We start from the raw sequence: 23,434 nt of genomic DNA, 5'->3' as shown, positions 1-23,434 counted from the left end.
CTATTTCATGAATTTTGAGAAAGAGTATGGCGCATCTGACTCCTGAATACCTCTCTGCAAATTCGGTTTTTCAGAAAGGCGGAAAGAGATCTGCGCACCCTGTCTCAGGGAATTCAGGTCAAGATAATTAAGATCATACTTCTTTCCGTTCATCTGCATGTCATCAACATAGCATCCGTCACCTTCCGACTGTATGCTTACCTGCTGTCCGTTCTCCAGATGGAGTTTCATAGACTTGAAGTAAGGAGTACCCAATGCATACTGTCCTGAACCCGGGCAAACCGGATAGAAGCCCATCGCAGAGAAAACATACCAGGCAGAAGTCTGACCGTTGTCCTCATCGCCGCAATAACCATCTGGTGTCGGTGTGTAGAGGCGGTCCATCACCTGTCGCACCCAATACTGGCACTTCCAAGGTTGTCCGCTATAATCATAGAGATAGATGGCGTGCTGGATAGGCTGGTTGCCGTGTGCATAATTGCCCATGTTCATCACCTGCATCTCTCTGATTTCATGGATGGTAAATCCGTAATAGCTATTATCGAAAACAGGAGGGAGAAGGAATACCGAGTCAAGCATCTGGTTGAACTTCTCCTTTCCGCCCATCAGACGGATGAGTCCTTCAGGATCGTGGAATACCGACCAGGTATAATGCCAGGCATTTCCCTCGGTAAAGGCATCGCCCCACTTGAGCGGATTGAAAGGAGACTGGAATTTTCCATTCAGCAATCTTCCGCGCATCAGACCACTCTCCCTGTCGAACACCTTCTCATAGTTCATCGCTCGCTTGGCAAAAGGTTTCAGTTCCTTCTTCGACTTGCCGAGCGCCTTGCCAAACTGGTAGATGCACCAGTCATCATAGGCATATTCCAAGGTACGGGCCACACTTTCATTGATTTTCACATCATAAGGCACATAGCCCAACTTATTGTAGTACTCAAAACCATGACGCCCTGTAGAATTCACTTCAGGATGAACGGCATTGGCTCCATGAACCACAGCCTGCCAAAGGGTCTCTGCATCATAACCACGTAAACCGGAAAGATAAGCATCGGCCACCACAGAGGCTGAGTTGTTGCCCACCATGCAACCGCGATGCCCCGGGCTCGCCCACTCTGGCAGGAATCCGCTCTCGAGATAGGTATTGGCAAGACCCGCCTGAATCTTCTCATTCACAGAAGGATACATCAGATTGAGCAGTGGGAAAAGGCAGCGGAAAGTATCCCAGAAACCGGTATCAGTAAACATATAGCCTTTCTGTACGGTTCCGTTGTAAGGACTGTAGTGAATCACCTCACCGGCTGCAGTCTTCTCATAGAAGGCACGAGGGAAGAGAACGGAGCGGTAGAGACAGCTAAAGAAAGTACGGAGATGGTCAATGTCCTCATCCTCCACTTCTATCTTGCCGAGCACCTCATTCCAGCGGTTTCTACCCTGCTGACAGAGCTGCTGCATATCTGCCTGTCCCAATTCCTGAAGGTTTTGCCAGGCCTGTGACTCACTGATGAAGGAAGAAGCCACACGAGCCACAACCTTCTCGCCTCTCTGACGAATCTTGAAGGAGATGATGGTGCCCACATGATTGCCTTCCTGCTGGTAAGCCTCCTGATAACCGCCCTGAACCATACCCTGGTATTGACCATCCTTCACATTGACTAAAGCCTCAAAATCATGGTCGAACTCGATGACGAAGTAATTTCTGAAATTCTCAGGAACACCTCCACTATTGCGGGTAGAAAAGCCCACCACCTTTCGCTCCTTCGGGAAAACCTTGATGAAGCTGCCCTTGTCGAAAGCATCAACTACCACATGAGCACTATCGGTCTGAGGAAAGGTGAAGGACATCAGGGCTGCACGTTCCGTAGGACAGAGTTCTGCCGTCACATCATAGTCGGCGAGATAGACACTATAATAATAAGGTGTAGCCTTCTCTGCCTTATGAGAGAACCAGCTGGCACGCTGCTCCTCATCAAATACCGGTTTGCCAACGATAGGCATCAATGAAAACTGACCGTAATCATTGATCCAGGGACTCGGTTGATGCGTCTGCTTCAAACCCCTTATCTTCTTAGCTGCATAGGTATATTGCCATCCGTCGCCCATCTTTCCTGTCTGTGGAACCCAGAAATTCATGCCCCAAGGCATGGCGATGGCAGGATAAGTATTGCCTGTGGAAAGTCCATGGTCGGAATCGGAACCCATGAGAGGCTGCACGAAATCTACCGCATTCTGTACATTCACCCTGACGGCTTGCGCCATCAAGGTGAAGAATACAAATATGAACAAAACTGATTTTCTTTTCATAGACAACAGTCTGAATGATTATCTGAAATTGTTTGGCTGCAGGCGATGGCCGTCAGCGTCATTGGTATCAGCCACATCCCACCAGAGTCTTGTGCCCTGAGTATTCACCTTCTGGAGTTCTGGATGAGAAGTGAAGTAAGTGTTGTTATTCTCGCTGAAAGGATAGAGAATGCGCTTGATATTCTTACCCATAGGCACGTCACCTCCACTATTGTTGGTCAACTGATTTGCCAAAGCAGGATAGTCGGTGCGACGGAACTCAGCCCATCCCTCATTACCATTAGGGAAGATAGCCATCCACTTCTGGGTGATGATTGCTTCAAGCTGCTTCTCCTTGCCCTTACCCTCGAACACCTTACCCGTAAGGGCCTTCTCACCATCGATGTAAGCCTGTGCCTTGTCATTTGCAATGCCGTAGTAGTCCATAGATGCCTTGATACCAGACTTATAGTAATCCTCTACGGTACCTGTAAGTTCCATGCCTGCCCATCCACGCAAAACAGCCTCTGCCTTCAGGAACTCAGACTCAGCATAGCCCAAGAGGAGGTAAGCACGCTCACGACTGAAGAAGTAGTTAGGATCCAAGTTCTTGCCCAGACTCTTAGGCGCAGTACGGGTGAGTGAATAATTCAAGGTTCCCATATCAATGACAGGAGCCTGAGCACCACGCTCACAACCTACGAAGTCTTCTCTCTGGCTATCTTCACCTGCCTCCAAAGTGCTCGCTGTCATCTTGCCACGATACCAGCTTACCAAGCAACGTGGGTCTATCTTCTTGGTGGTATAGTTATTACGGCCTGTCTTGATCTTGTATTCTGCACCACCTTCACTGGCGTTGCGATAGAAGTTCTCCAAGTCTTTAGACATCACACTCTCACCATTGTAGCAAACACTACACATCACCAGTGGATGCTCGTTACCACCGTCATCAGTACCACCTTGGCTTACAGGAGCATACTTAGGAACAATCTGCATATTGTCTTCATTGCTCTGCATCAGTCCATACTGGTTGTTGAGAGCATTTTGAGCCTCCTCCTTAGCACGGGCAGGATCTACATTGGAAATACGCAAAGCCATGCGAAGGCGCAAAGAATTGGCAAAGCGGAGCCACTTGTTCCAGTCACCATGATAGCAGATATCGTCTGTGGTATAACCAATCTGGGTTGCATCCGTTGGCTTGATACTGTCTACAGCCTGCTCCAACATACGGAACATGGCATCGTAAACCTCAGCCTGGGTGTTGTAAGACACATTGTTGGTCTCAGGAATCTTGGCCTGCACATACTCTTTGAAAGGCATATCGCCATAAGTATCGGTATTGGCAAGTGCTAAGAACGCATAGTAGATACGTGTGGCATAGAACAAGTTCTTGTACTTCTTGGTATTTTCGTTGAACTTGTAGGCACGCAACAAGGTACGATACTCACTGCTACGGTCGGTATAGAAATGTCTCCAGCGCGCATTGCTCCATCCATCTTTATAAGAATAATCAGGAGATGCGCCTGCATGCTTGGGCTGGTTGTTGGCCACGAAACCCGCATAGATGTCATGACTCAGGTTGGTAGTGGTCTGATAGTCGTTGAAAAATCCCTCATAGAGGAAGTTGCGGAAAACAGAGTTGGCAGAGCTCAACTCACTCTTCAACGCCAAGGAGTCTTCCTTGCTCACCTTATAGTCGATATTGATATCGGCATACTTGGTATTGTCATCTTCACCAGGCTGCTCTTCACCGCCGCCAGTAGTGTTATCAGGCAATTCGTATGGATTCTTGCTCATCTCATCCATGTCATAGCAGGAAGATAAACTTACCAATGCCATGGACACAAGCATCGTCTTGAATATAATCGTCTTTTTCATTGTCTTGAACTGTTTATGATGTAGTTGATAGTATTTAGAAGCCTACATTGACTGAGAAACCGAAGGTGCGGGTATATGGCACTGCGGCAAAGTCAAGGGCCTGTGAGAACATAGAAGTATCATAACCTCCATCAGGATTGCCTGGTGTATGTTTCAGCAGGAAGCAGAGATTACGTGCCACGAATGACAACTTCACATTGGTAAGAGGAGTCTTCTTGAGCACGCTCTTTGGCAGGCTGTAACCCAATGCGAGTTCCTTCAACTTGATATAGGAAGCGCTGTGGATAAACATCTCTGCATAACCCTTCTGCGACTTGTACAAACCGATGTTGGAATAGTAAGACTGTGCACTTACCTCCTTGGTATTCACCTGTCCGTCGGCTGTCACGCCAGGAACTACCATATAGTAGTCGCTCACTCCATTCAACTCCTTGTACTCACCACGATAAGCCGAACGCTCTGAAGTTCCTACAGCAGTAGCCATACCTTCTGATACGCTCACGATATCGCCGCCAAATCGCATATCAAACATCGCAGTGAGACTTACACCCTTATAGTTCAGACTTGGAGTAACAGACATGAGAAGTTTTGGCTCGATGTTTCCGATAGGATGATCGAGGATATACTGCTCCAGATTTCCGCCGGCATCACTACTGGTAACAGGCATCGGAAGACCGTTCTCGCCAATCACCATCTGACCATTCGCATCGCGCTTGATGAGGTTATTGGCATAGATATCGCCCAACTTACCTCCTGCCTTCGCACCTACCTTGACTGGCATGTTGCCATCGCCATTAAAGTAGATGTGATCCACGCCATTAGCCAGTTCATCTACACGGGAGATATTCTTGGAAATATTCATGGTGAGGTCGAACTTGAGGTCCTTGGTCTTGACAGGTGTGCCGTAAAGCATCAGCTCAATACCCTTGTTGGTAATCTTACCTGCATTCACCCATTGCTGTGTCCAAGGAGCAGATGCATCTACAAGCATAGCCTGGTTCTTGGTCTTGGTATAATAATAGGTGAAATCAAATCCCAAACGGTTCTCCAGGAACTTCATCTCAAGACCCCACTCAAAGGAAGACTTGATCTCTGGTTTCAGGTTGTTGTTCTTCTTCACGGTCTGTGGAATTGGCACACGGATGCCATTCTCATAGGTATAAGAACGGGTGTTGTAGAGATTGTATGGATTTGGGTCCTTACCTACCTGAGCGAAAGACAGACGAGTCTTGGCGAAAGTCATCCACGCTGGCAACGGATGGTTGATAGAGCGCATGAAATCGCTGAAGATATAGCTCACACTTGCACTTGGATAGAAGAAAGAACGGTTGTCCTTTGGCAAGGTAGATGACCAGTCATTGCGGGCTGTAAGATCCAATGAGAGATACTCACGGAAAGCCAACTGCAAAGAACCGAAGGCTGAGTACATAGAGCGCTCATGACCATTCTCACTGGCATTGGTCAACTGATAACCTGTATTGAAAATCCAATTATCCTTCTCCAACATATTCTTGGTAGCAGCACTCAGCAACTCGTACTTCTGGTACATGATGTTGGCGCCCAGATTGTAACCCAAGCGCAAATCCTTGGTCACCTGATTGTCACCCAAGAAGAGGAAAGAGATATTGTGCTCGAAGTTGTTTTCCTCCGAACGGCTCATATTATCATCGGTAACGATCTCGCTCCAGTGTCTGCCCGGAATGCTCACAGCAGAGTTACCCAAACTCAAGTCTGTGGCCTGGATGCGTGTGCGATAGTAATCGAAAGCATATTTAGCATTAAACTTCAACCAGTCGGTTACGTTGACATTAGCACCATAGTAACCGAAGGCACGCCAACGCTCATCACTATTCTGGAAGCGATGACGAACATAGTATGGGTTGGCATACTGCATATCTGGTCCGAACCAGTTGCGATGCAATTGGTCCTGAGTTGTATAAGTCTGAAGATCCTGCAAACGCACGTTGCCAGGAATGAGAAGCAACTGGGCTACCTCTCCATTGAGACCAGTCATCGGACGGTTCTCGGCTTTCATGCGAGAAACAGAAATCTTGCTATCTGTAGAAAGATACTTATTGATAGTTCTACCTGCATTAAGGTCAACTATCAGCTTATCCAATTTCTCTCCATCGAAAAGACCCTTATTGTCGTTGAAACCCAAAGAGAGACGGAAATGACCTTTCTCATCAGAATTTCCGAGAGCTACGGTATGGAACTGGGAGAAACCTGTATTGAAGTAATCCTTCAACTTATCGCCATAATAGCGGTAAGCGATGTTCTCACCTAGAAAAGAAGGTTCCATTCTGCCATCAAGCGGAGCACCGAATGCCAACTCGCTGGAAAGCGTCTTGTTGCCATCCTCATCAGTCTTATAAACCGTAGCACCCTGAGAGCCCTGTCCGTACTGCTTCTGCATAGGGATTGTTTCAGCCACCTTACTCCAAGTAAAGTTACCGTTGTATGTGATGCCGAAGCCCTGCTTATGACTACCCTTCTTGGTTGTAACGTAGATCACACCATTACCTGCACGTGAACCATAGAGGGCTGCAGCGTTGGCACCTTTGAGTACCGAGATAGACTCGATATCCTCTGGGTTGATGTCCAGAGAAGTGCCACCACGGTCGTATCCGCCATAAGCAGAAGCATCAGAACTCTGGTTGTCGGTAAAAGGAACACCATCTACCACCCAAAGAGGCTGGTTATTATCAGTAAGAGAAGAGTTTCCACGGATAGTGATCTTGGTAGAACCGCCGAGACCCGTGCTGGAAGTATTCATCTGCAGACCAGCCACCTTACCGTCGAGGGCACCAGTCACAGAAGGGTCGCCAGTCGTATTGAGAGCATCCGCCTTGACATCCTGTACGGAATATCCCAACATCTTCTTCTCGCGCTTGATACCGAGGGCAGTAACCACCACTTCCTTCAGCGCCTGAGAGTCAGGAAACATCTGTGCGTTCACGTTATGTCCTTCCTTTGCAGCCATATCCATCGTCTTATATCCGAGATATGTAAACTGCAAGACAGGGGCAGGTTCATCGGTCTCGATGGTAAAATTACCATCCATATCAGTTACAGCACGATGATTGGTGCCTTTTACGAGGATGGCAGCGCCAATGAGAGGTTCCTTGTTTTCATCGAGAAGCGTACCCTTATATGTACGTTTCTGTCTTGGTTGCTGGGTGCTTGGAGTTGTAGTAATTTCCTTTTTCTTCAGATAGATGATTCCATCCTTAATCACATAAGATACACCCTTATCCTTCAAGAGCTTGTTTAAAACATCCTCTACCTTACCGTTCTTCACCTGAACGGCATTCACCTGCATCTTTGCCAAGTTGTCGTCGTAAGTAAACTGGTATTTAGACTGTTTCTGGATTTTCTGGATGACTGCTCCCAAAGTGGTCTGAGAAACATTCAACGAAATCTGGGCTTTTACAGATGTCCAGGAACTGGAAACCAACATCAGAGCCAAAGCTGCAGCTGCGGTTTTAGTTTTTTGTAAATGATACCAATGTGTCATAATCCTTGTTTTTAGCATTTAGGTTGTTATAACTACCTTTTGTTGTTATTAATTTCAAATATATAACAGCAAAAAACAAAAAAACACTTACCCAAAAAATTATTTTTTTTGAATAAGTGCTCTCTTTTTCTCGTATAACAGTATAATTAAGGTGTAAACCTTACTAATTCACTACTTCGTGATAAATACTTTACTGCCTTTCACGTGATAGTGGATAGGCAGGGTGTTCTGCAAGAGATCGAGAACCGAGTCGATGGTCTCCTTCTCTTTGATGACACCGGAGTAAGTATTCTCCTGATCGATGGTAGGATCAACAACCACCTGCACATCGTAGATATTCTCCAGCATCTTGGCAATTTCATTCACGCTTGCATTATTGAAGGAAGTCTTGTGCTCATGCCACATTGCATCCTTATAGACATCGGTTTCAGAAACCGTCATGCTACCTAAGCGCGCATCCACACATGCCTTCTGTCCTGGTTTCAAGACGATCATACCCTCATCATGATTTCCTTCTACCCTCACCTTACCTTCGAGCAAACTGACGGAAGCCTGCTGATGAGCCTTATCCACATGGAAATTGAAAACGGTACCGAGCACCTTAACACTCATCACATCGCTCTCTACGATGAAAGGCTTGTGCGGATTTTTGGTCACCTCAAAATAACCTTCACCGTCTATCTCTACCTTACGGTCGGAACCATCAAACTCTTTCGGATATTTGATGGAAGCAAGTTTGTTGAGCCAGACCTTAGTTCCATCAGGTAAAGTAATCGTCGTATCTTTGTCGGCACTGGCCATCACCACCTGCATCTGCATATTAGAAATCGGATTGTGCTGGAGATAGAACCAGGCCAATCCACCCAATACGCAGACCACAGCAATCGCTGCAGCCCGACGCCACATACCTATTATATGCGCATGATGCTCAGCCTGCTGTTCATCCTTCATCTCCCTGATCTTAGCCTGCATTCTCTGTTCAGCAAGCACCAGTTGGGTCTTTGGCATGAACTGTGCCTTGAGCTCATCGCTCAACTTTTCTTCTTTGAAAAGTTCTTGTTTTTCCTCCGGAGAATTCTTCAACATATCCCTTAATGCGATGAGTTCCTCTTCCGTACACTCACCTGCCAAGAATCTCGCCTTTAATTCCTCATTTATCATATAACAATCTTGCTTAATATCCTTTTAAATTAATGATCTAATTAAATACCATAACAATAATTGTTGAGAAAACACTTACTCAATAACCTATAAAAAAGGTATAAAAAATACAAAAAAAGTTCCCAAACGAGCCCTAAGAGACTTTAAAGCCTTATAAATATGAGCTTCAACGGTACGTACGGATACGTTCATCATCAGAGCAATCTCACTATTTTTCATATCCTTGAGATAGCTCAAAACGAATATTTCCCTGCATTTATCAGGAAGTTCCCCTATGGCCTGATTGATTTTTCTTCTCAACTCCATGTTTTCCATGTCCTGTTCTCCATCTCCCAACGAAGAGAAGTAGCACGACATACGCATTTCGTTGATATCTTCAATGGCTGCAGTATTGACTTTCTTATAGCGCTTCAAGTAATTCAATCCTCTTGAGTAAATAGTCTTATAGAGGTATGATTCTATCTGCGGGACATCCGTCTCCAATGCATCCATACGATTCCACAATTCAAGAAAAGCTTCTTGAACTACATCATCGGCAGCATCCTCCCCTACGATACGTTTAGCATAATAAAACATTCGAGGATAGTACTTCCTAAATATCGCTTGATACGATTCTTCTTTTACTGTCTGCATTACATAATATATCTTTATATATCTTTAGCTATTAGTTCTGATTTAGGTCGGTTTACGCCAGTTATCTGCGTATTTTCTCCACTTCTTGAACTACTTTGGGCGCAAAGATAAGTAAAAAAGATGATAAAAACAAATTTTTGCTTACAAATCAACTATAACATCTGTTATTTTTTTACTTTTTACTACTTTTCATAACTGTTTCTATACGTAAATTTAAAAACTGTAGTCAGTGCACTCCCTAAAGTCTGCTTTTAGTCATTAAACAACTATTACACAAAAACTTTTATTTATAAAAAGTATAGAACTTCGCAGACTATTTCTTAACTTGTCTTCAATGGTTACCTTTCTTCATCGCCTTCAAAATGCGATAGGATGTCGTGCGAAATCTTGTTGTTCTTATATACAATATTATACCCAAAAAGTCTGCTAGCACACTGCCAGCAGACTTCATTTTTCGCTAATTTACTCTAATTCTGTAGTTACTGATTTACTTAGCAATAATCAATTAAAACGTATCCTAAAAACCTAATCTTTCAATGAAAACTATTCTACCCTTTTCTCTATAGTATGCTTTTAAAAAAGACCATTATCTTGGAATTTATTCAGCCACAGCCTGCTGCTCTGAAGAAGCCTGAACTTCTGTTGCCTCTGTAGGATTTGTCCCTGTAGGAGTAGCTACCTCCTGATTTTGCTGCTCAGTAGAATCTTCTGCACCAGCCTGTGGAGTGACAGGAGTACTTACTGCTGAAGAATCTGTAGGAGTAGCAGGAGCTACGGTGTCAACTGGAGCAACCTGAACGTTACTCATCATCTTATTGGATGCAAATACGTTACTTACTGAAACCATTACAATAGCTGCGATAGCTGCAAATACGAACTTTTTCATAATCTTATCGTTTTTAATTGTGAATATTTATTTTTTCTTTGTGGATTCATTGGCGAACCCACTAATGATATTCACAATCTGCGTGCCAAAAGAAGATTAAAATACAATACATGCTGATTATCAGATAGTTAGACTATATGTGCCAAAAACAAAGATTGTGGAAAATGGGGAAATCGTGTGGAAATATTCCACAAAAAACTGGGGAATGGCATTTTTTCATATAGATTATCTTTTCAAGTTTATTAGAATGAGATGATGGCAAATGGTATAAAAAGAAAAAGGCAACTGCAAGCATCTTCTGCCTACAACTGCCTTACCTCTTATATATGGAAAACCTTATTTCTCCTAAAATGAAGAATATCGCTATTAAGCGAAGTTCTTCTTGTTGGCTATTGCACCAAGCTCTGCTACGGCTGCAACCACCATTGTTAAAATCATACCTAATACTATCATAATATAGTTCCTTTCTCTCTTAAAATCTGTTATCCTAATCTTTACCTTAATATATATGCTCTCAAACTGAGCATCCTAAGATGCTCATCTTCAAGCCTTTTTACTTGCTAAGATTCATTTTCTTGTTGATCTCTACAATCTCAGCAAATGTGATAGCCAATACAGCTAATGTCATTCCAAAAATCATCATAATTGTTACCCTTTCTTTACTTTAATTATCGTTATTCAATCTTTTCAAGTGCAAAGGTAATGCCTTTTTGTGTACGCACACAAATTTTGAAGGGATATTTTCAAAAAAGCCTATATTTCTTGACTTTTATCAATTTCTGTCATCGTCAGTAAGCCAAAATGGCGCATTGGAATTCACTATCTGCCAAATTACTTCTTAAGATTATTTGCTTGTCACAAATATTTTTTGTATTTTTGCATGCTTGAATATACAGGAAAACTATTTGTATTTTTCGGTAATACAGATGGTAATTCTATAAAACAAGCCTCAGGTTCATCTTTCAAGTGAATGACTTCCTGACACATTGCCCGGCATCATAGCAGGGTTCTTACCAAATACGCAGAAAAGAAGCATTGAAGAAACTGATGAAAATTCGAAGTAAATGTAGAGTAATTATGAGAAAGAACGCAAGAAAAAAACAACAGAAATATATTGAACTTTCACTATTTCCTGAAGAAGAGAAAAATGACAATATAAAAAACTCTATCTCCTCAGAAAACAAAGAAAAAGAATATGATATTTCTGTGTGTCAAAGATTGTACTCTCCTACTAACAAAGAGTACAATCTGGCAGATTTGTTTGAAAGACTGTCCAAATCTGCTTTCCGCAGCCGATTCCGTCTTTCGAAGAAGGAAAAAGATTATATTAAAGAAAAAGGCTTGGCAACAATCCGTAAACATGCAGAGGATTTCATTGCCAAACGCCTTGCACCTGCCATAATTCCCAATGACGGTAAGCAAACACCAATGAGAGGGCATCCTGTATTTATTGCCCAACATGCCACAGGCTGCTGTTGCCGTAGTTGCTTCTTCAAATGGCATCATATACCAGCCGGAAAACTGCTGACAGAAGAAGAGCAGCAATACGCTGTTACGGTACTGATGACTTGGATTGAAAAACAACTGTGATAAGCTCTGTATAGATGACTTATTCATGAAAACTACTTCCTCTGACTGTTTCCTCGCTTTTGGATTCTTCCATACTTATCCTTATAGGTTGTAGTGGAGGAATTGCCAGTTTGCCGAGTGGTACTTGTACCCGTACGCTGCCCGTATTTATCACGATAGACCGTAGTTGTAGTAGAAGACGTTCCAGGATTTTTAATGCTGGTTGTGGAGGTTCCTGTCCTTTGACCATATTGGTCACGATATACCGTATGGGGCTTTCCCTGGGAATTTGTAGTACTCTCCGATCTTCCGGTAATCTTACCATATTTGTCCTTATATACAGTAACAGACTTATTCCCTCGAACGGTAGTCACAGCTGTACCCTGCAGTTCTCCATTCTTTCCCCGAATAGTCTCCTTGATAGTCTGAGCCTGCAAATAAAATAAGAAAAAATCCACCTTTAGAGGAAAAAAAATATGTGGAGAGCTTATACATTTAAAAAACTGAAGCAACAATATTACCTTTATAATTTTGTCGCACCTTTAAGAAGTTATGATTTTATCGCAAACCTTATAATTTTGTCGCAGATAAAAAATAAACTTTATTATTTTGTCCATATCCATCTTATAATTTCGTCGTAACATCTTATAAATCTGTCGCAGATTATGTTTGTAAATAATTGGTTTTCAATATGTTACAAATTCAGAAAATAATAAGCCAAAATAAAAGAAATAAAAATGAGCAGGACAATGTAATATATTAATAGGTATTATATATATATTATACTAAAAAGGCTATTTTTGTCCCCATCCTACTGGAATCTACCCTTTTTCCTGCTTGTTTTTGGAAAGCCAAGCATCTTAAATAGAAAACAGACTTTTATGCGCGTTAAAATATGTATATTTCTGTTTTGTAGATTTAATTTTTTGTGTTTAAAATACCATAAAAATGAAAGAACAACAATTTTACTGCGACAAAATTATAAAGATAGAAATGCTATCTTATATAGAAGGTGCGACAAAATTATAAAGTATACTTGCCCCTCTCATCATAAGCTATATCTTGGTGTAAAACCTTATAATTTTGTCGCAAATAGAACTATTACTACCTAAAAATAACGTATCACTACCTTCAAAAACTATGAACATCATGTATGAGAACTTAAAAAATAAAGGGAATAACTTTATAATTTTGTCGCAGCATTGATAGATACCTGCTTAGTACTGACTGAATAATCCTAATAAAAACACTTTCTTGAATCGTTTCTGCGACAAAATTATAAAGTATAAAATCACCCTACCCCCAAACCTAACAGCTGACAATAGCTATCTAAAAATATTCCTATTTATAATATACGACAAAAATATAAATATAATAGATTCATTTGCGACATGTTTATAATTCAGTCTCAAATAATATCAAACAATAATTTTGGATTATAATTTTGTCGTATCTTACTTTCGTGGAACCCAAATATAAGGTCTAATTAACATTCCAGATGTACATATAAAATAGTTAAATCTTATAATTTTGTCGCAACATTACATTTTGAAAATCATATAATAGACTTTATATCAATTAGTTAAAGAGTTTTCGTTCATGTATTTCATCAAAATATGAAAATAAGCCTTCTCCTATGATATTAATTTCATTTGCGACAAAATTATAAAGCTTACTATAGATTTCTATCGTCATTAATGCCATTTATAATCTTGTCGCAGCAAAATTGAAAATCTTATAATTTTGTCGCAGATTCACCAATAACTTTATAAAATTGTCGTAACAGATAATCAGCATAATTTAAAGTGAAATTTACTGTTTTATATCTAACTATCAGAAAATCAAATAGATAAGTTCATATGGAAAACTTTACTAACCAGACAATATTAGAAAGAAGTTTTAATAGATGAAAGTATTTGCGACAATAAACTTGTTATAATGTCGCAAATACAATTAAACTTTTGCTTCAAAACTTTATATTTTTGTCGCAATAGAATATGTAATGTATTGAATATCAGCGATTAACATAATGCTGCGACAGTTTTATAAATTTTAAAGAGACCGATAGTCTTAGTTAGGTTAAAAATACATAATATACGACATTATTGCATTGTTTGTCGCACAAAAAGATGTATATTTGCGACAAATTTACAAAATATAATAAAATGACAAAGGATTCAAATGACAACATCGAGACGATAGAGGCTGAGGAAATCAATCCCTCAGATTCTTCTTCTAACTCGAATATTCCGAAGCGTAAAGGTGGAAGACCCAAGAAAACAGACAAGGATATTCTCAGTAATATTCCGCACTACTTCATCACTCAGCCTAATGACGTGACGCAGGCAATCAGTAACCTGACTGCTGTGGAACGAAACTGTTGGCTGCAGATTATCCGTGGAATTCAAAAGAAGAAAGATCTTCCTGATGGGCATCCTGAAAAATACCAGATTACGCTCTCACGTACCCAGCTTCTGGAATGTGTCTCCGGGCATAGTTCGAACTTGGATTATGCCTTCAATGCACTCAAGAATATCACGGATGCTAAGAAGGTTTTTCATTCCAAGGATGGACACCGTATTTATGCCGGTCTTTTGTCATATGTTGATGAGCATCCAGATCAGGAAACTTATACTGTAGGTATTACTCCTGTTCTCCTCCCCTACTTCACCAATCTTTCATCTGAATTTACTGTGTTTGACATGTATATAGAGATGGGGTTCAAAAGTGTCTATTCACAGCGCTTTTATGAATTCTGTTGCCAATATCGAAACAAAGAGGACAAGGTTTTCTTCATGACTGTACAGGATATCAAAAAGATGTTCAATTTGTTGGAAGTTCGCGATGAAAAAGGAAATGTCGTTCAGAAAGAGCAGTATAAAAATGGTTCTGACTTCAAAAAACGAGTGCTTGATAAAGCGAAAGATGATATACGGAAGGTTTTTGATGCCGGTCTTTGTGATGTCTGTTTCGATTATAAGGTAAAGAGCAAGAATTCACGAGGTGCAGTAACTGCTTATTATTTCATTATTGAAACAAATGGTAATACTGCTAAATTAGGTGCTCAAAAGCCTACAATTCCTCAAATCTCAATGCTTTCTGAGAGTTATGGAGCTAAGCTTACTAAGCTGCTTACCATTATCAACACTTTTATGAGAAGTCATTTCCGTGTGGAACAATCAAATTATTATGTTCAAGCGATAAGTAGAACTGTGGCCAAGGTCGATAGTCAGTCAGAAAGAGTGGAAATCCTTAATAGTATTTCGAAGCAGTTGAAAAAGATTGCAACTCGGTATAATAAAGAGGATTTTGACACCAATGAACGTAAAATTTGTGGTTCTGTGTGCAAGATGCTTTATGAGGATTTTGGTGTACCTTATATGAATGGCAAGCCAGGCAAGGGTACCCAATCCAGACTTAATTTTTAATTCATTATGCTTATAACTAACTATGATTCAGATAATTACAAAGTTTAATTCTTCTATTCCTTCTGTTAGAAAAGTGAAGAATTGGTTGCTGAATGATCCTTTTCATGTTTGGCATGGAAGGGATCGTTTGGTTGTCTTTTTCATTTTAGCTGGCGATGAAGCAGCTAATGCTTTTTTGCCTTTACCCGATGGAGATTTTTCTGTAGAAGATGAAAGTATCCGTGCCATTTTAGAATCAACCCATCAGCAGGAGTTGGAAAAAAGAAAATATTATCAGCAGGTATATCTGAAACTTAGTAAGCTTTTAGATAACCTGGATGATTTAAACTTGCAGGCTGAATCTTTCGCTGAGGAGGATGAATACCATTTTGATTTGAAAAATCAGATTTTGTTGTTACACGATAAATTGCTTGATTTTATTAATGATGTTTTCGTCTGGCGTGATCATAAGGAAATGGGGAATTATTTAGGTGAAATACAATCTCTTACTTCAGACTCTTAGTAATATGAAGGCTTATCTACATGTTTGCATACCTACAAAAGTACAAATTATATTGTTGTAATGTTTATATGCATACAAATATTATTACTCCACTCTATTCGCTATTTAGTTGATAATTAACAGATTGCGTAATATTTGTTTTGATGCTAACATGCAAACATGTTTCTAAAAACACAAAACAACTTAAAATATTGATTACATGCAAACAATTTTGCTTATTTCCTTGTATATTTCAAATTAATATTGTATCTTTGCAAACAGAAATCAATTTATATTTTAAATATGGAGAATCAGTTGAAAATGATACTCGCCATCGTCAATAATAAGGGTGGTGTTGGCAAGACAACTACTGTGCAGAATTTAGCTGCCGGTATGCTTCGTAAAAACAAGAAATTAAAAATCCTTGAAATAGACTTAGACCCTCAATGTAACCTAACATTGCTGAATCATGCACCAGAAGGCTGCGCTACGATTTTTGAGTCTATGGTTGAATGCAAGGGCATGCCGATTTATAAATCTGATATAGGTATTTATTATGTACCAGGAGCTGCCAAGATGCAGGATATTGATCCATTCCTTCAGAATACTGGTGCTCCTCGACAGGTTTTGGGTGCATGTATTAACAGCGATTGTGTTGATATGACTGGTGAAGGTATTAAAAATCCAATTGATTTTTTTGATTATATATTTATTGACTGCCCTCCTGCCCTATCTCAATCAACCTATAATGCTATGGTAGTAGCCAGTCATTTGTTGGTTCCTGTACAGATGGAAGGTCTTTCTGTAAATGGATTAGCTGCAATTCTGGGAGCTATGGAGGAAGTTAAAAATGGTCGTTTTGCATTGAATCAGGACCTGGAACTGCTAGGTTTACTGCCTGTTATGGTAGATGAGCGTCCAAGAATAGTACGTCAGGCGATACAATACTTGAAGGATACATATGGAAGAAAAGTTATCGAACATGGTATTCGCAGATGCATCAAAGTAAATGAGGCTCAGACCGAAATGACCGATCTCTTTCACTATGCTCCATATTGTACAGCAGCAAATGATTATTCTGCGGTTATTAAAGAGATTTTTGGTATTTAATTTATATTATAGTAGTTCATTCTTTAAATTTTGAAATTATGGCAAAAGATTTTCGTGCAGCTTTCAGTAATATGAATCAAGCGGTTCGTCCAGGTGGTGCAGGTAACGTTCAGCCGGCAGCTTCTCAACCTGCTGCTCCTGTCGAGAAGAAGATGACCGCTATTGAAAGAAGATCCAAATTGCATGGTGTACAAACTTATCTAACTGATGAGGAATACGAAATGCTGATGATTGCAAAGATTAGAACCAAAAAGAAATTTGAGGAGATCTTGCATGACAGTTTGATTGAATATATAAAGAATTATCAATAAAAACTTTTTTTTAACAACCGGGAATAAAGTTCTCGGTTTTTATTTTTACTCTTTATTATGCAAACATGTATGTTTGTTGTGAATTTTGGTAGCAAACAATTTTGAATCCTTTTGCTTAATCTTGTATATGTTGTTTTATATGGTTTACTTATATTTTGCGTATGTTTGTGTGATACCATGCAAACATGATGGTATGAATGAATGATGTTTTGATAGCAAGTTGTTCAAATCCCTCATACACAGATATTTATATTTTCTCTATTTATATTTCTATCACTTTCAAAAATTAAATGCAAACAAAGCTACAAGATTACATGTCGAAATAACTACAAGTAAACAATACCGAATGTTTGATTGTGATTTTGTTATTTAGTCTACATGGTTTGTTGCTTACAAATTTTCTGGCTGTCTTCATTCATGTTCGCATTCATGTATTCTTTCATGTTTGCATTCGAGTATCCTTTTATGTTTGCATTTATGTATTCATTCATGTCTTAAACTTTTTATATCATATTATCTTGTCTCAGTAAATTTCCTTAAAGTCTTTTTTGTTTGCGAAATAACATACATACATGTTCTTCTGTCGTCATTATGGCAAAACTATATTTTTGTATAATTACTTGTGTGGTACCAAAATCTCATCTTTGTGTAATTGTTTGAATGATTGGAATACGACATGATGACTGTATATTTAAATAATTTGTTGTTATGTAGAAATGTATAAATGTTTGCAAGACTACATGTCGTGTAGTTAGCATAACGTTTTGCAAACATTTATTTAAATCCCTGATATACAATGTTTAAGATTGTTTGTTAAGCAAATAAACATGTTTGCATACAAACAAGCTTGGTTTTTCGAGTCGTACTAAAGATATTAAGATGTACAATAACTTTAGTCTTTCAATGTTGTAGTGTTGAGTTCAGACATGAATTCAATAATAGATTCTATTTATTTTCTCTCCTGAGATTTGCTTTCTGTAATGCAGGCAGACTTATTCATTTTTACAATTATTCCCTTTAAAAGACCTATTATTACAGTTTTTTTTGTAATATTGCATCTCAAAAATGCAATTTAATTTTATTATTTCGGAATTTATTCCTTTTTAATTGTTGTTTTCATTAAAAACTTGTATTTTAAGATGGATACTAGAATTATCATATTGAGTGACAATCGAACCGTTAATCCACTGCTTGAAGTTGAGCATGGATTATCCGTATATATGGAGTATAATGGTAGGAAGTACCTGCTGGATACTGGTGCTTCGGATTTATTTATACGCAATGCAGAGAAGCTTGGAGTTAATTTGTGCGAAGTGGATTATTGTTTGATTTCTCATGGACATAATGATCATATAGGTGGGCTTTCTGTCTTTTTGGAGATGAATCACAGAGCAAAGATCATCTTGTCTGATGAGATTCCTGGGGCAGAATATGCTTCTGTTAGACGTTATCATCATTCAATAACTGGCAATGTTGATTTTCAGAAGTATCATCAGCGTTTCATTTTTATTCATGAGGATACTTTCGTGGATGGTATCCATATTTATACCCATTTGGCTCATCATCATGCAAAGCCATTGGGGGATAGAACATTATTGATTAAAACTGATAATGGTGAGTATGTAGGGGATGATTTTTCTCATGAACTGGCTTTTGTGATTGGAGATGTTCTTTTTACTGGCTGTGCTCATCATGGCATTTTGAATATTCTGGAATCCATTCAGGAACTTATTCGGCTGAGCATAGGAGGTTTCCATCTATTAGACAGTCATTTGAGTGAGTATTATGAAACGGATGAGCAGTTGCAGGAGATTGCATCAGAATTAGCGAACCGCTATCCCGATGTAGTTTTTTACACAGGACATTGTACGGGAGAACATTGCTTTGAGGTGTTATCCCGAGAAAAAGGACTGAGGATTCATCAATTTCATGTGGGTAAAATGTGTCAATAGATTAAGTCTTAAATCTACAATGTAATTGCTCTATTGAAAGTGAGATAAAGAGTAACGTTAATTAAAGGCTTTTGAAGTCTGCTGGCAGTGATGCTGGCAGACTTCTACGCTTTTAATGCCTATTTTTTTAGTTGATTCGTATATCGTCAATACTTCTATTCTTGGCAAATCTATTAAGATCCACCCAGTTCCAAACTCCAGGCACACGACCCTGTCTGCTGTACTGCCAGATATCATAATGGGGTTTACCTGGTAAAACTGGTTCATGATTATAACTGGCAATCCAAAGGTAGTAGCCGTCAAACTCTGGACTAAGATAATCTTTGAAATAACTCTCACTACAATATATAATAGGTGTATGTCCATAGTAGGATTTACAGAGTTTGCAGAAAGTTTTCAGGAGTGACTGGATTTCACTTTTACTGAGTCCCTTGGTACCATCATCCTCTGCATCCACTACGGGCAAAAGATTTTGTTTTTCCTTATCATATACAGCCCGAAAATTCTCAAATTGTAAAACCGCCGGCATCTTAGTAAGAAAATGGTATGAACCTACGGATATTTGATGTTTTCTCGCATTTTTAATATTTTCTTCATACCAAGGATCCTTGATACTTGTTCCTTCTGTAGCTTTCACATAGATGAATTTCAATCGTTTTACATTACTGAGTTCTTCCCAATGAATTCTTCCCTGATGTCTCGAGATATCAATCCCGTCATAACTTCCTGAATATTGACCTGATGTCAAATCATGGGTAGGCCATTTGTTATCTGATGATTTCTCTATTATATAAGATGTGATCATTCTATATGCTTCAAACCCGATGATACATCCTGCTAAGAGGGTGATAGCAAGATAGATAAGTTTCTTGCCTATATGTTTCTTTTTATTTTGTTTTTTTCTTCTTGCCATATCTAAAAGGTACCTTTTTGTTCTCGCCAGTAGGGTAGGAGAGTACATGTAAGTCTTCTTTACCATAGCGAAATCAACCATTTTGGTTGACGATGCAAAGATACGAAATTTATTTCATTCACGAGTTCTTTTCCATAACTTCTCATCTCCATATCTTCTAAATCCTGTATGCCTATCGCTTTTTGGGGCCTTAAATCTTTGATTTTTGAGCATTTTTCTTTCTATTCTCAAAGTTTTGCAGTACTTTTGTAACCAATTAGAGCGCAAAATAGAAAGATAGATTTCTCATGACTAAGAATTTTGATAGACAAAGAAAAATGAATACGGAATCAGGAATGATATTGAAAGTATCATTTCTGTTGGTCGTATTTTTGATGATAATACTTACCCCTGGTGTCGCCCAGAATAAGAAACCTCGCAAGAAGTTGAATGAATGGCTCCAGATGGCGGATAGTCTGCGGCTCCAGTTGCGGCAATCTGCTGATAAGGGGTGTATGCTTCAATGGGGCGACTCTCTTCTCATGGCAGAACTGAGTAAAAGCAAAATGAGTGAAAAGAAAAAGCAAAGATTCCTGAAGCATTATGCCAAGATTCAAAAACGCTTGAGTCTCTATGACCGCCGTCTCTTTTGGGGTGATTCTCTCTTGGCTGCCAATTATTACAAGGTCAAGTATGATACCAATTATATCACCCGTCCCAATGCCAGATGGACGATAAAAATGAGAGGCAATCTCTCTGGAGCTGATTTGGAAACAATGGTGAAGACGAATGATATAGAATCCAGAACGAAGGTGATGGCAGACTGTCGTGGAACTCTCTCTATGGCAGTGGCTTATAGAGGTTTAGGGCTAGGTTTGGCTGTTAATCCCGCCAAGTTGGCAGGTAAGAATCAGGATTATGAGTTCAATCTTAATTCCTATAGCAATCGATATGGTTTCGATGTCGTGTATCTTTCATCAAAGACTTTTCATGGTAGCCAGGAAATAGGATCCAATCAGATTGATGTTCATAAAGGAGAAATTTCCCAGCAGGCGCTCAATCTCAATTTTTATTATGCCTTCAATTATCGTAAATTCTCCTTCCCGGCAGCTTTCAGCCAAAGTTATATACAAAAGCGGAGTGCCGGCAGTTGGATGATAGGTGCCAGTTTTGATGGGTCCAAGACGAAAGTGAAGGGTATGACCATTCGTCTTAACGAGTTCGCACTTGGAGCAGGATATGGATATAATTTCGTTCCATCTTCTCATTGGCTTTTTCATCTTTCAGCCTTGCCTACCATCACGGTTTATTCCCATGACTATACCAAGATGAAGGCGGAAGTAGAAGAGGGGAGTGGTGATAATGAATACCAAACCATCCGCAATAGTATGAAATATCATTTCCCGTCCGCCATAATTACGGGCCGAGGTGCAGCTGTCTATTCTTGGAGAAATAAATTTGCAGGTGCCACAGCAGTTTATAATTTCTCTGTTGCAGGGGATGAGGACCACCTTCAAGTGAAGAGAAATAAATGGCGTGTAAGGATGTTCTTTGGATTTAGATTCTAAGAAATTTATATCGCTTGTTGCCGAAGTGCAAATGACTTGTTTACGTCTCATATCATTTATTTAATACTTATCTCAGGAAAAAGATTAAAAAGTTGTACCTCGGCTTTCAAATCTAAATTTAAGACGCCTTTTGGTAGTGGAAAAACTATCAAAAGGCGTCTTACTTGTACTTTTTACAGCCTTGGTGGGTCAAGAACATCTGTTTGCTGTATAGTAAAAAAACTTTCCATTGTAGTAAAGTGAAAAATCACAGGCTACAGGAGTTTCACAGCTTTGCAACTCCTGAATCTTTTGCTAATGGAATAAAATAATCTATTTCGGGCTATTAATAAGTTACTGATTTTCAAGAACATAACTCATAGAAAATCTACATGACTTAACGAAGCGCTTTATTGAGGTCTAATGATGCGCTTCGTTAGGTTGTAATAAAGCGCATCATTAAGTTGCAATAAAGCGCTTCGTTATAGTTTATATATTTGTTTCCTTTTTGGAAAAGCTTTTTCAATAGTTGTCGCTTGATTTTTAAATGACAAAAAGCGACAAATCTATTCGAAAATACTAGTATATTTTTGGTTAAAAGTATTCTAAAGACTTACTAAAAACATCTTGATTTCTTTTAATAACTTATTATATAAAAGTATATTAACTTAAAATCTATTAAATTTTTATATTGTTATTGACATTTTCTTCAATTTTTTATTTCATTTTCATTTTCTTTTCATATCTTTGTACTCGGACTGTGTACAGTCACGTTCTTCTTATAATAGAACAGAAACATAGATATGGACGCATTGCCTAATGCAGACACCCGACGAGGCGGTAAAAATCCCTCCAGTGCTGGATTTACTTCCAGTACCTCCCCCAAAGTTCAAGGTCAAAAGGCTATGAACTCACAAACAGGGGTGTCCTCGGATTGTGTGCCAAAAGAAAAGAAGCAATGGTTTGTTCTACGTGCTACTTATGGTAGAACAGAGAAGGCTCTCAGTTTTCTTCAAGCCAAGAATATTGAGACATATTTGCCAATGCATGATGTCATAAAAGAAATTGATGGGAGGCGGAAACGCATTAAAGAGCCTCTGCTTCCTAATATTATTTTTGCCTATATGACTCGTGAGAAAACTTATGAGTTTGTTAGGAAGCCTGCGCTCACTGCTTCTTGGCTAAAATACTACACCGACAAGACTAAACCTATCGAACCAGTAACGGGTAAAAATCCTCCTGTAATCATCCCAGATAACGAGATGATGAACTTCATTAAACTAACAAGTGTAAATAGTGAGCACATCATGGTTTTGCCACCAGAACGTTGCCATTTTAAGAGTGGTGATTTGGTGAGAGTAATTGCAGGCGCATTTACTGGAGTGGTTGGTCGTGTAGGAAGAGCTGCTGGACAGCAACGAGTATTTGTTGTACTTGAAGGTCTTTGTAATGTCGCAACGGCATACGTCCCGAATGATTTTATACAAAGAATTGAAACATTTTCAAAGTAGAAAGTTTGTATATGGGCCTTTTCCTATCAATCTTGATGATGTTTCTCTTGATGCGAAACTGTATGATCGGGAAATGGCGATGCAGACACTGAAACTGGTAATGAAATTGGGAATTGAAATAAAGAGAAAATAAAAATATGCAAATATTCAAAAGCAAAACAAATAATAGATTGATGATACCCTTACTTGTTTTATGGGCTGTATGTCTTGTTATAAAACTTGTATTGTATTTTCTTCTATCCATGGATAGTATTTCGTCTTCTTGTCGTGTTTAT

At 39.4% G+C, this 23,434-nt stretch carries 16 protein-coding genes; 8 read left to right on the top strand and 8 right to left on the bottom strand.

Annotated elements, in window-relative coordinates; translation table 11 throughout:
• From DW917_RS08265 to DW917_RS08240, 6 genes are all read right to left on the bottom strand, one after another.
• Complete coding sequence (locus tag DW917_RS08265; RefSeq protein WP_118117707.1) at nucleotides 1-2,304, bottom strand: GH92 family glycosyl hydrolase; 2,304 nt, start codon at nucleotides 2,302-2,304, stop codon at nucleotides 1-3.
• 18 nt (nucleotides 2,305-2,322) lie between these two features.
• Complete coding sequence (locus DW917_RS08260; protein ID WP_118117705.1) at nucleotides 2,323-4,161, bottom strand: SusD/RagB family nutrient-binding outer membrane lipoprotein; 1,839 nt, start codon at nucleotides 4,159-4,161, stop codon at nucleotides 2,323-2,325.
• A 34-nt stretch (nucleotides 4,162-4,195) separates the two neighbouring features.
• Nucleotides 4,196-7,678, bottom strand: a complete 3,483-nt coding sequence (locus tag DW917_RS08255; RefSeq protein ID WP_118117702.1) for a SusC/RagA family TonB-linked outer membrane protein — start codon at nucleotides 7,676-7,678, stop codon at nucleotides 4,196-4,198.
• Nucleotides 7,679-7,849: 171 nt separating this feature from the next.
• Nucleotides 7,850-8,839 (bottom strand): FecR family protein, encoded by a 990-nt coding sequence (locus tag DW917_RS08250; protein ID WP_118117700.1) that lies wholly within the window; start codon nucleotides 8,837-8,839, stop codon nucleotides 7,850-7,852.
• An 87-nt stretch (nucleotides 8,840-8,926) separates the two neighbouring features.
• Nucleotides 8,927-9,472, bottom strand: coding sequence for an RNA polymerase sigma-70 factor (locus DW917_RS08245; protein WP_118117698.1), 546 nt, complete (start codon nucleotides 9,470-9,472; stop codon nucleotides 8,927-8,929).
• Nucleotides 9,473-10,070: 598 nt separating this feature from the next.
• Nucleotides 10,071-10,358, bottom strand: a complete 288-nt coding sequence (locus tag DW917_RS08240) for a hypothetical protein (RefSeq protein ID WP_118117696.1) — start codon at nucleotides 10,356-10,358, stop codon at nucleotides 10,071-10,073.
• A gap of 1,077 nt (nucleotides 10,359-11,435) precedes the next feature.
• On the opposite strand from DW917_RS08240, the gene DW917_RS08235 reads away from it, so the two are divergent.
• A complete protein-coding gene (locus tag DW917_RS08235) occupies nucleotides 11,436-11,948 on the top strand; it encodes a DUF4186 domain-containing protein (RefSeq protein WP_118117695.1) in 513 nt (170 codons plus the stop codon).
• Between the two features lie 32 nt (nucleotides 11,949-11,980).
• Here the strand turns inward: DW917_RS08235 and DW917_RS08230 are convergent, their stop codons facing one another.
• Complete coding sequence (locus DW917_RS08230; RefSeq protein ID WP_134843957.1) at nucleotides 11,981-12,385, bottom strand: hypothetical protein; 405 nt, start codon at nucleotides 12,383-12,385, stop codon at nucleotides 11,981-11,983.
• 1,707 nt (nucleotides 12,386-14,092) lie between these two features.
• Here DW917_RS08230 and DW917_RS08225 point away from each other — a divergent pair.
• The 5 genes from DW917_RS08225 to DW917_RS08205 all read left to right on the top strand — a co-directional run bounded on the left by DW917_RS08225 (nucleotide 14,093) and on the right by DW917_RS08205 (nucleotide 19,209).
• A complete protein-coding gene (locus DW917_RS08225; protein WP_158570088.1) occupies nucleotides 14,093-15,355 on the top strand; it encodes a replication initiation protein in 1,263 nt (420 codons plus the stop codon).
• Between the two features lie 22 nt (nucleotides 15,356-15,377).
• A complete protein-coding gene (locus DW917_RS08220; protein ID WP_118117688.1) occupies nucleotides 15,378-15,857 on the top strand; it encodes a hypothetical protein in 480 nt (159 codons plus the stop codon).
• A gap of 282 nt (nucleotides 15,858-16,139) precedes the next feature.
• The gene (locus DW917_RS08215) at nucleotides 16,140-16,946 is read left to right on the top strand and encodes a ParA family protein (protein ID WP_118117686.1); all 807 of its coding nucleotides are present in this window, start codon (nucleotides 16,140-16,142) and stop codon (nucleotides 16,944-16,946) included.
• 38 nt (nucleotides 16,947-16,984) lie between these two features.
• On the top strand, nucleotides 16,985-17,257 hold the full coding sequence (locus tag DW917_RS08210) for a hypothetical protein (protein ID WP_118117684.1): 273 nt from the start codon (nucleotides 16,985-16,987) through the stop codon (nucleotides 17,255-17,257).
• 1,139 nt (nucleotides 17,258-18,396) lie between these two features.
• Nucleotides 18,397-19,209 (top strand): MBL fold metallo-hydrolase, encoded by an 813-nt coding sequence (locus DW917_RS08205; RefSeq protein WP_118117682.1) that lies wholly within the window; start codon nucleotides 18,397-18,399, stop codon nucleotides 19,207-19,209.
• 127 nt (nucleotides 19,210-19,336) lie between these two features.
• Here DW917_RS08205 and DW917_RS08200 read toward each other — a convergent pair whose 3' ends face one another.
• Complete coding sequence (locus DW917_RS08200) at nucleotides 19,337-20,122, bottom strand: glycoside hydrolase family 25 protein (protein ID WP_233524677.1); 786 nt, start codon at nucleotides 20,120-20,122, stop codon at nucleotides 19,337-19,339.
• Between the two features lie 317 nt (nucleotides 20,123-20,439).
• Here DW917_RS08200 and DW917_RS08195 point away from each other — a divergent pair, with 317 nt between their 5' ends.
• The gene (locus tag DW917_RS08195; protein WP_158570087.1) at nucleotides 20,440-21,669 is read left to right on the top strand and encodes a DUF4421 family protein; all 1,230 of its coding nucleotides are present in this window, start codon (nucleotides 20,440-20,442) and stop codon (nucleotides 21,667-21,669) included.
• A gap of 782 nt (nucleotides 21,670-22,451) precedes the next feature.
• The gene (locus tag DW917_RS08190) at nucleotides 22,452-23,159 is read left to right on the top strand and encodes a UpxY family transcription antiterminator (protein WP_118117678.1); all 708 of its coding nucleotides are present in this window, start codon (nucleotides 22,452-22,454) and stop codon (nucleotides 23,157-23,159) included.
• The last annotated feature ends 275 nt before the right edge of the window (nucleotides 23,160-23,434 follow it).

The sequence above is a fragment of the Prevotella sp. AM42-24 genome (assembly GCF_003461825.1).
Taxonomy (GTDB): domain Bacteria; phylum Bacteroidota; class Bacteroidia; order Bacteroidales; family Bacteroidaceae; genus Prevotella; species Prevotella hominis.
The sequence above is the reverse complement of the archived record's forward strand: the minus strand, read 5'-3'. Positions and strand labels throughout refer to the sequence as shown.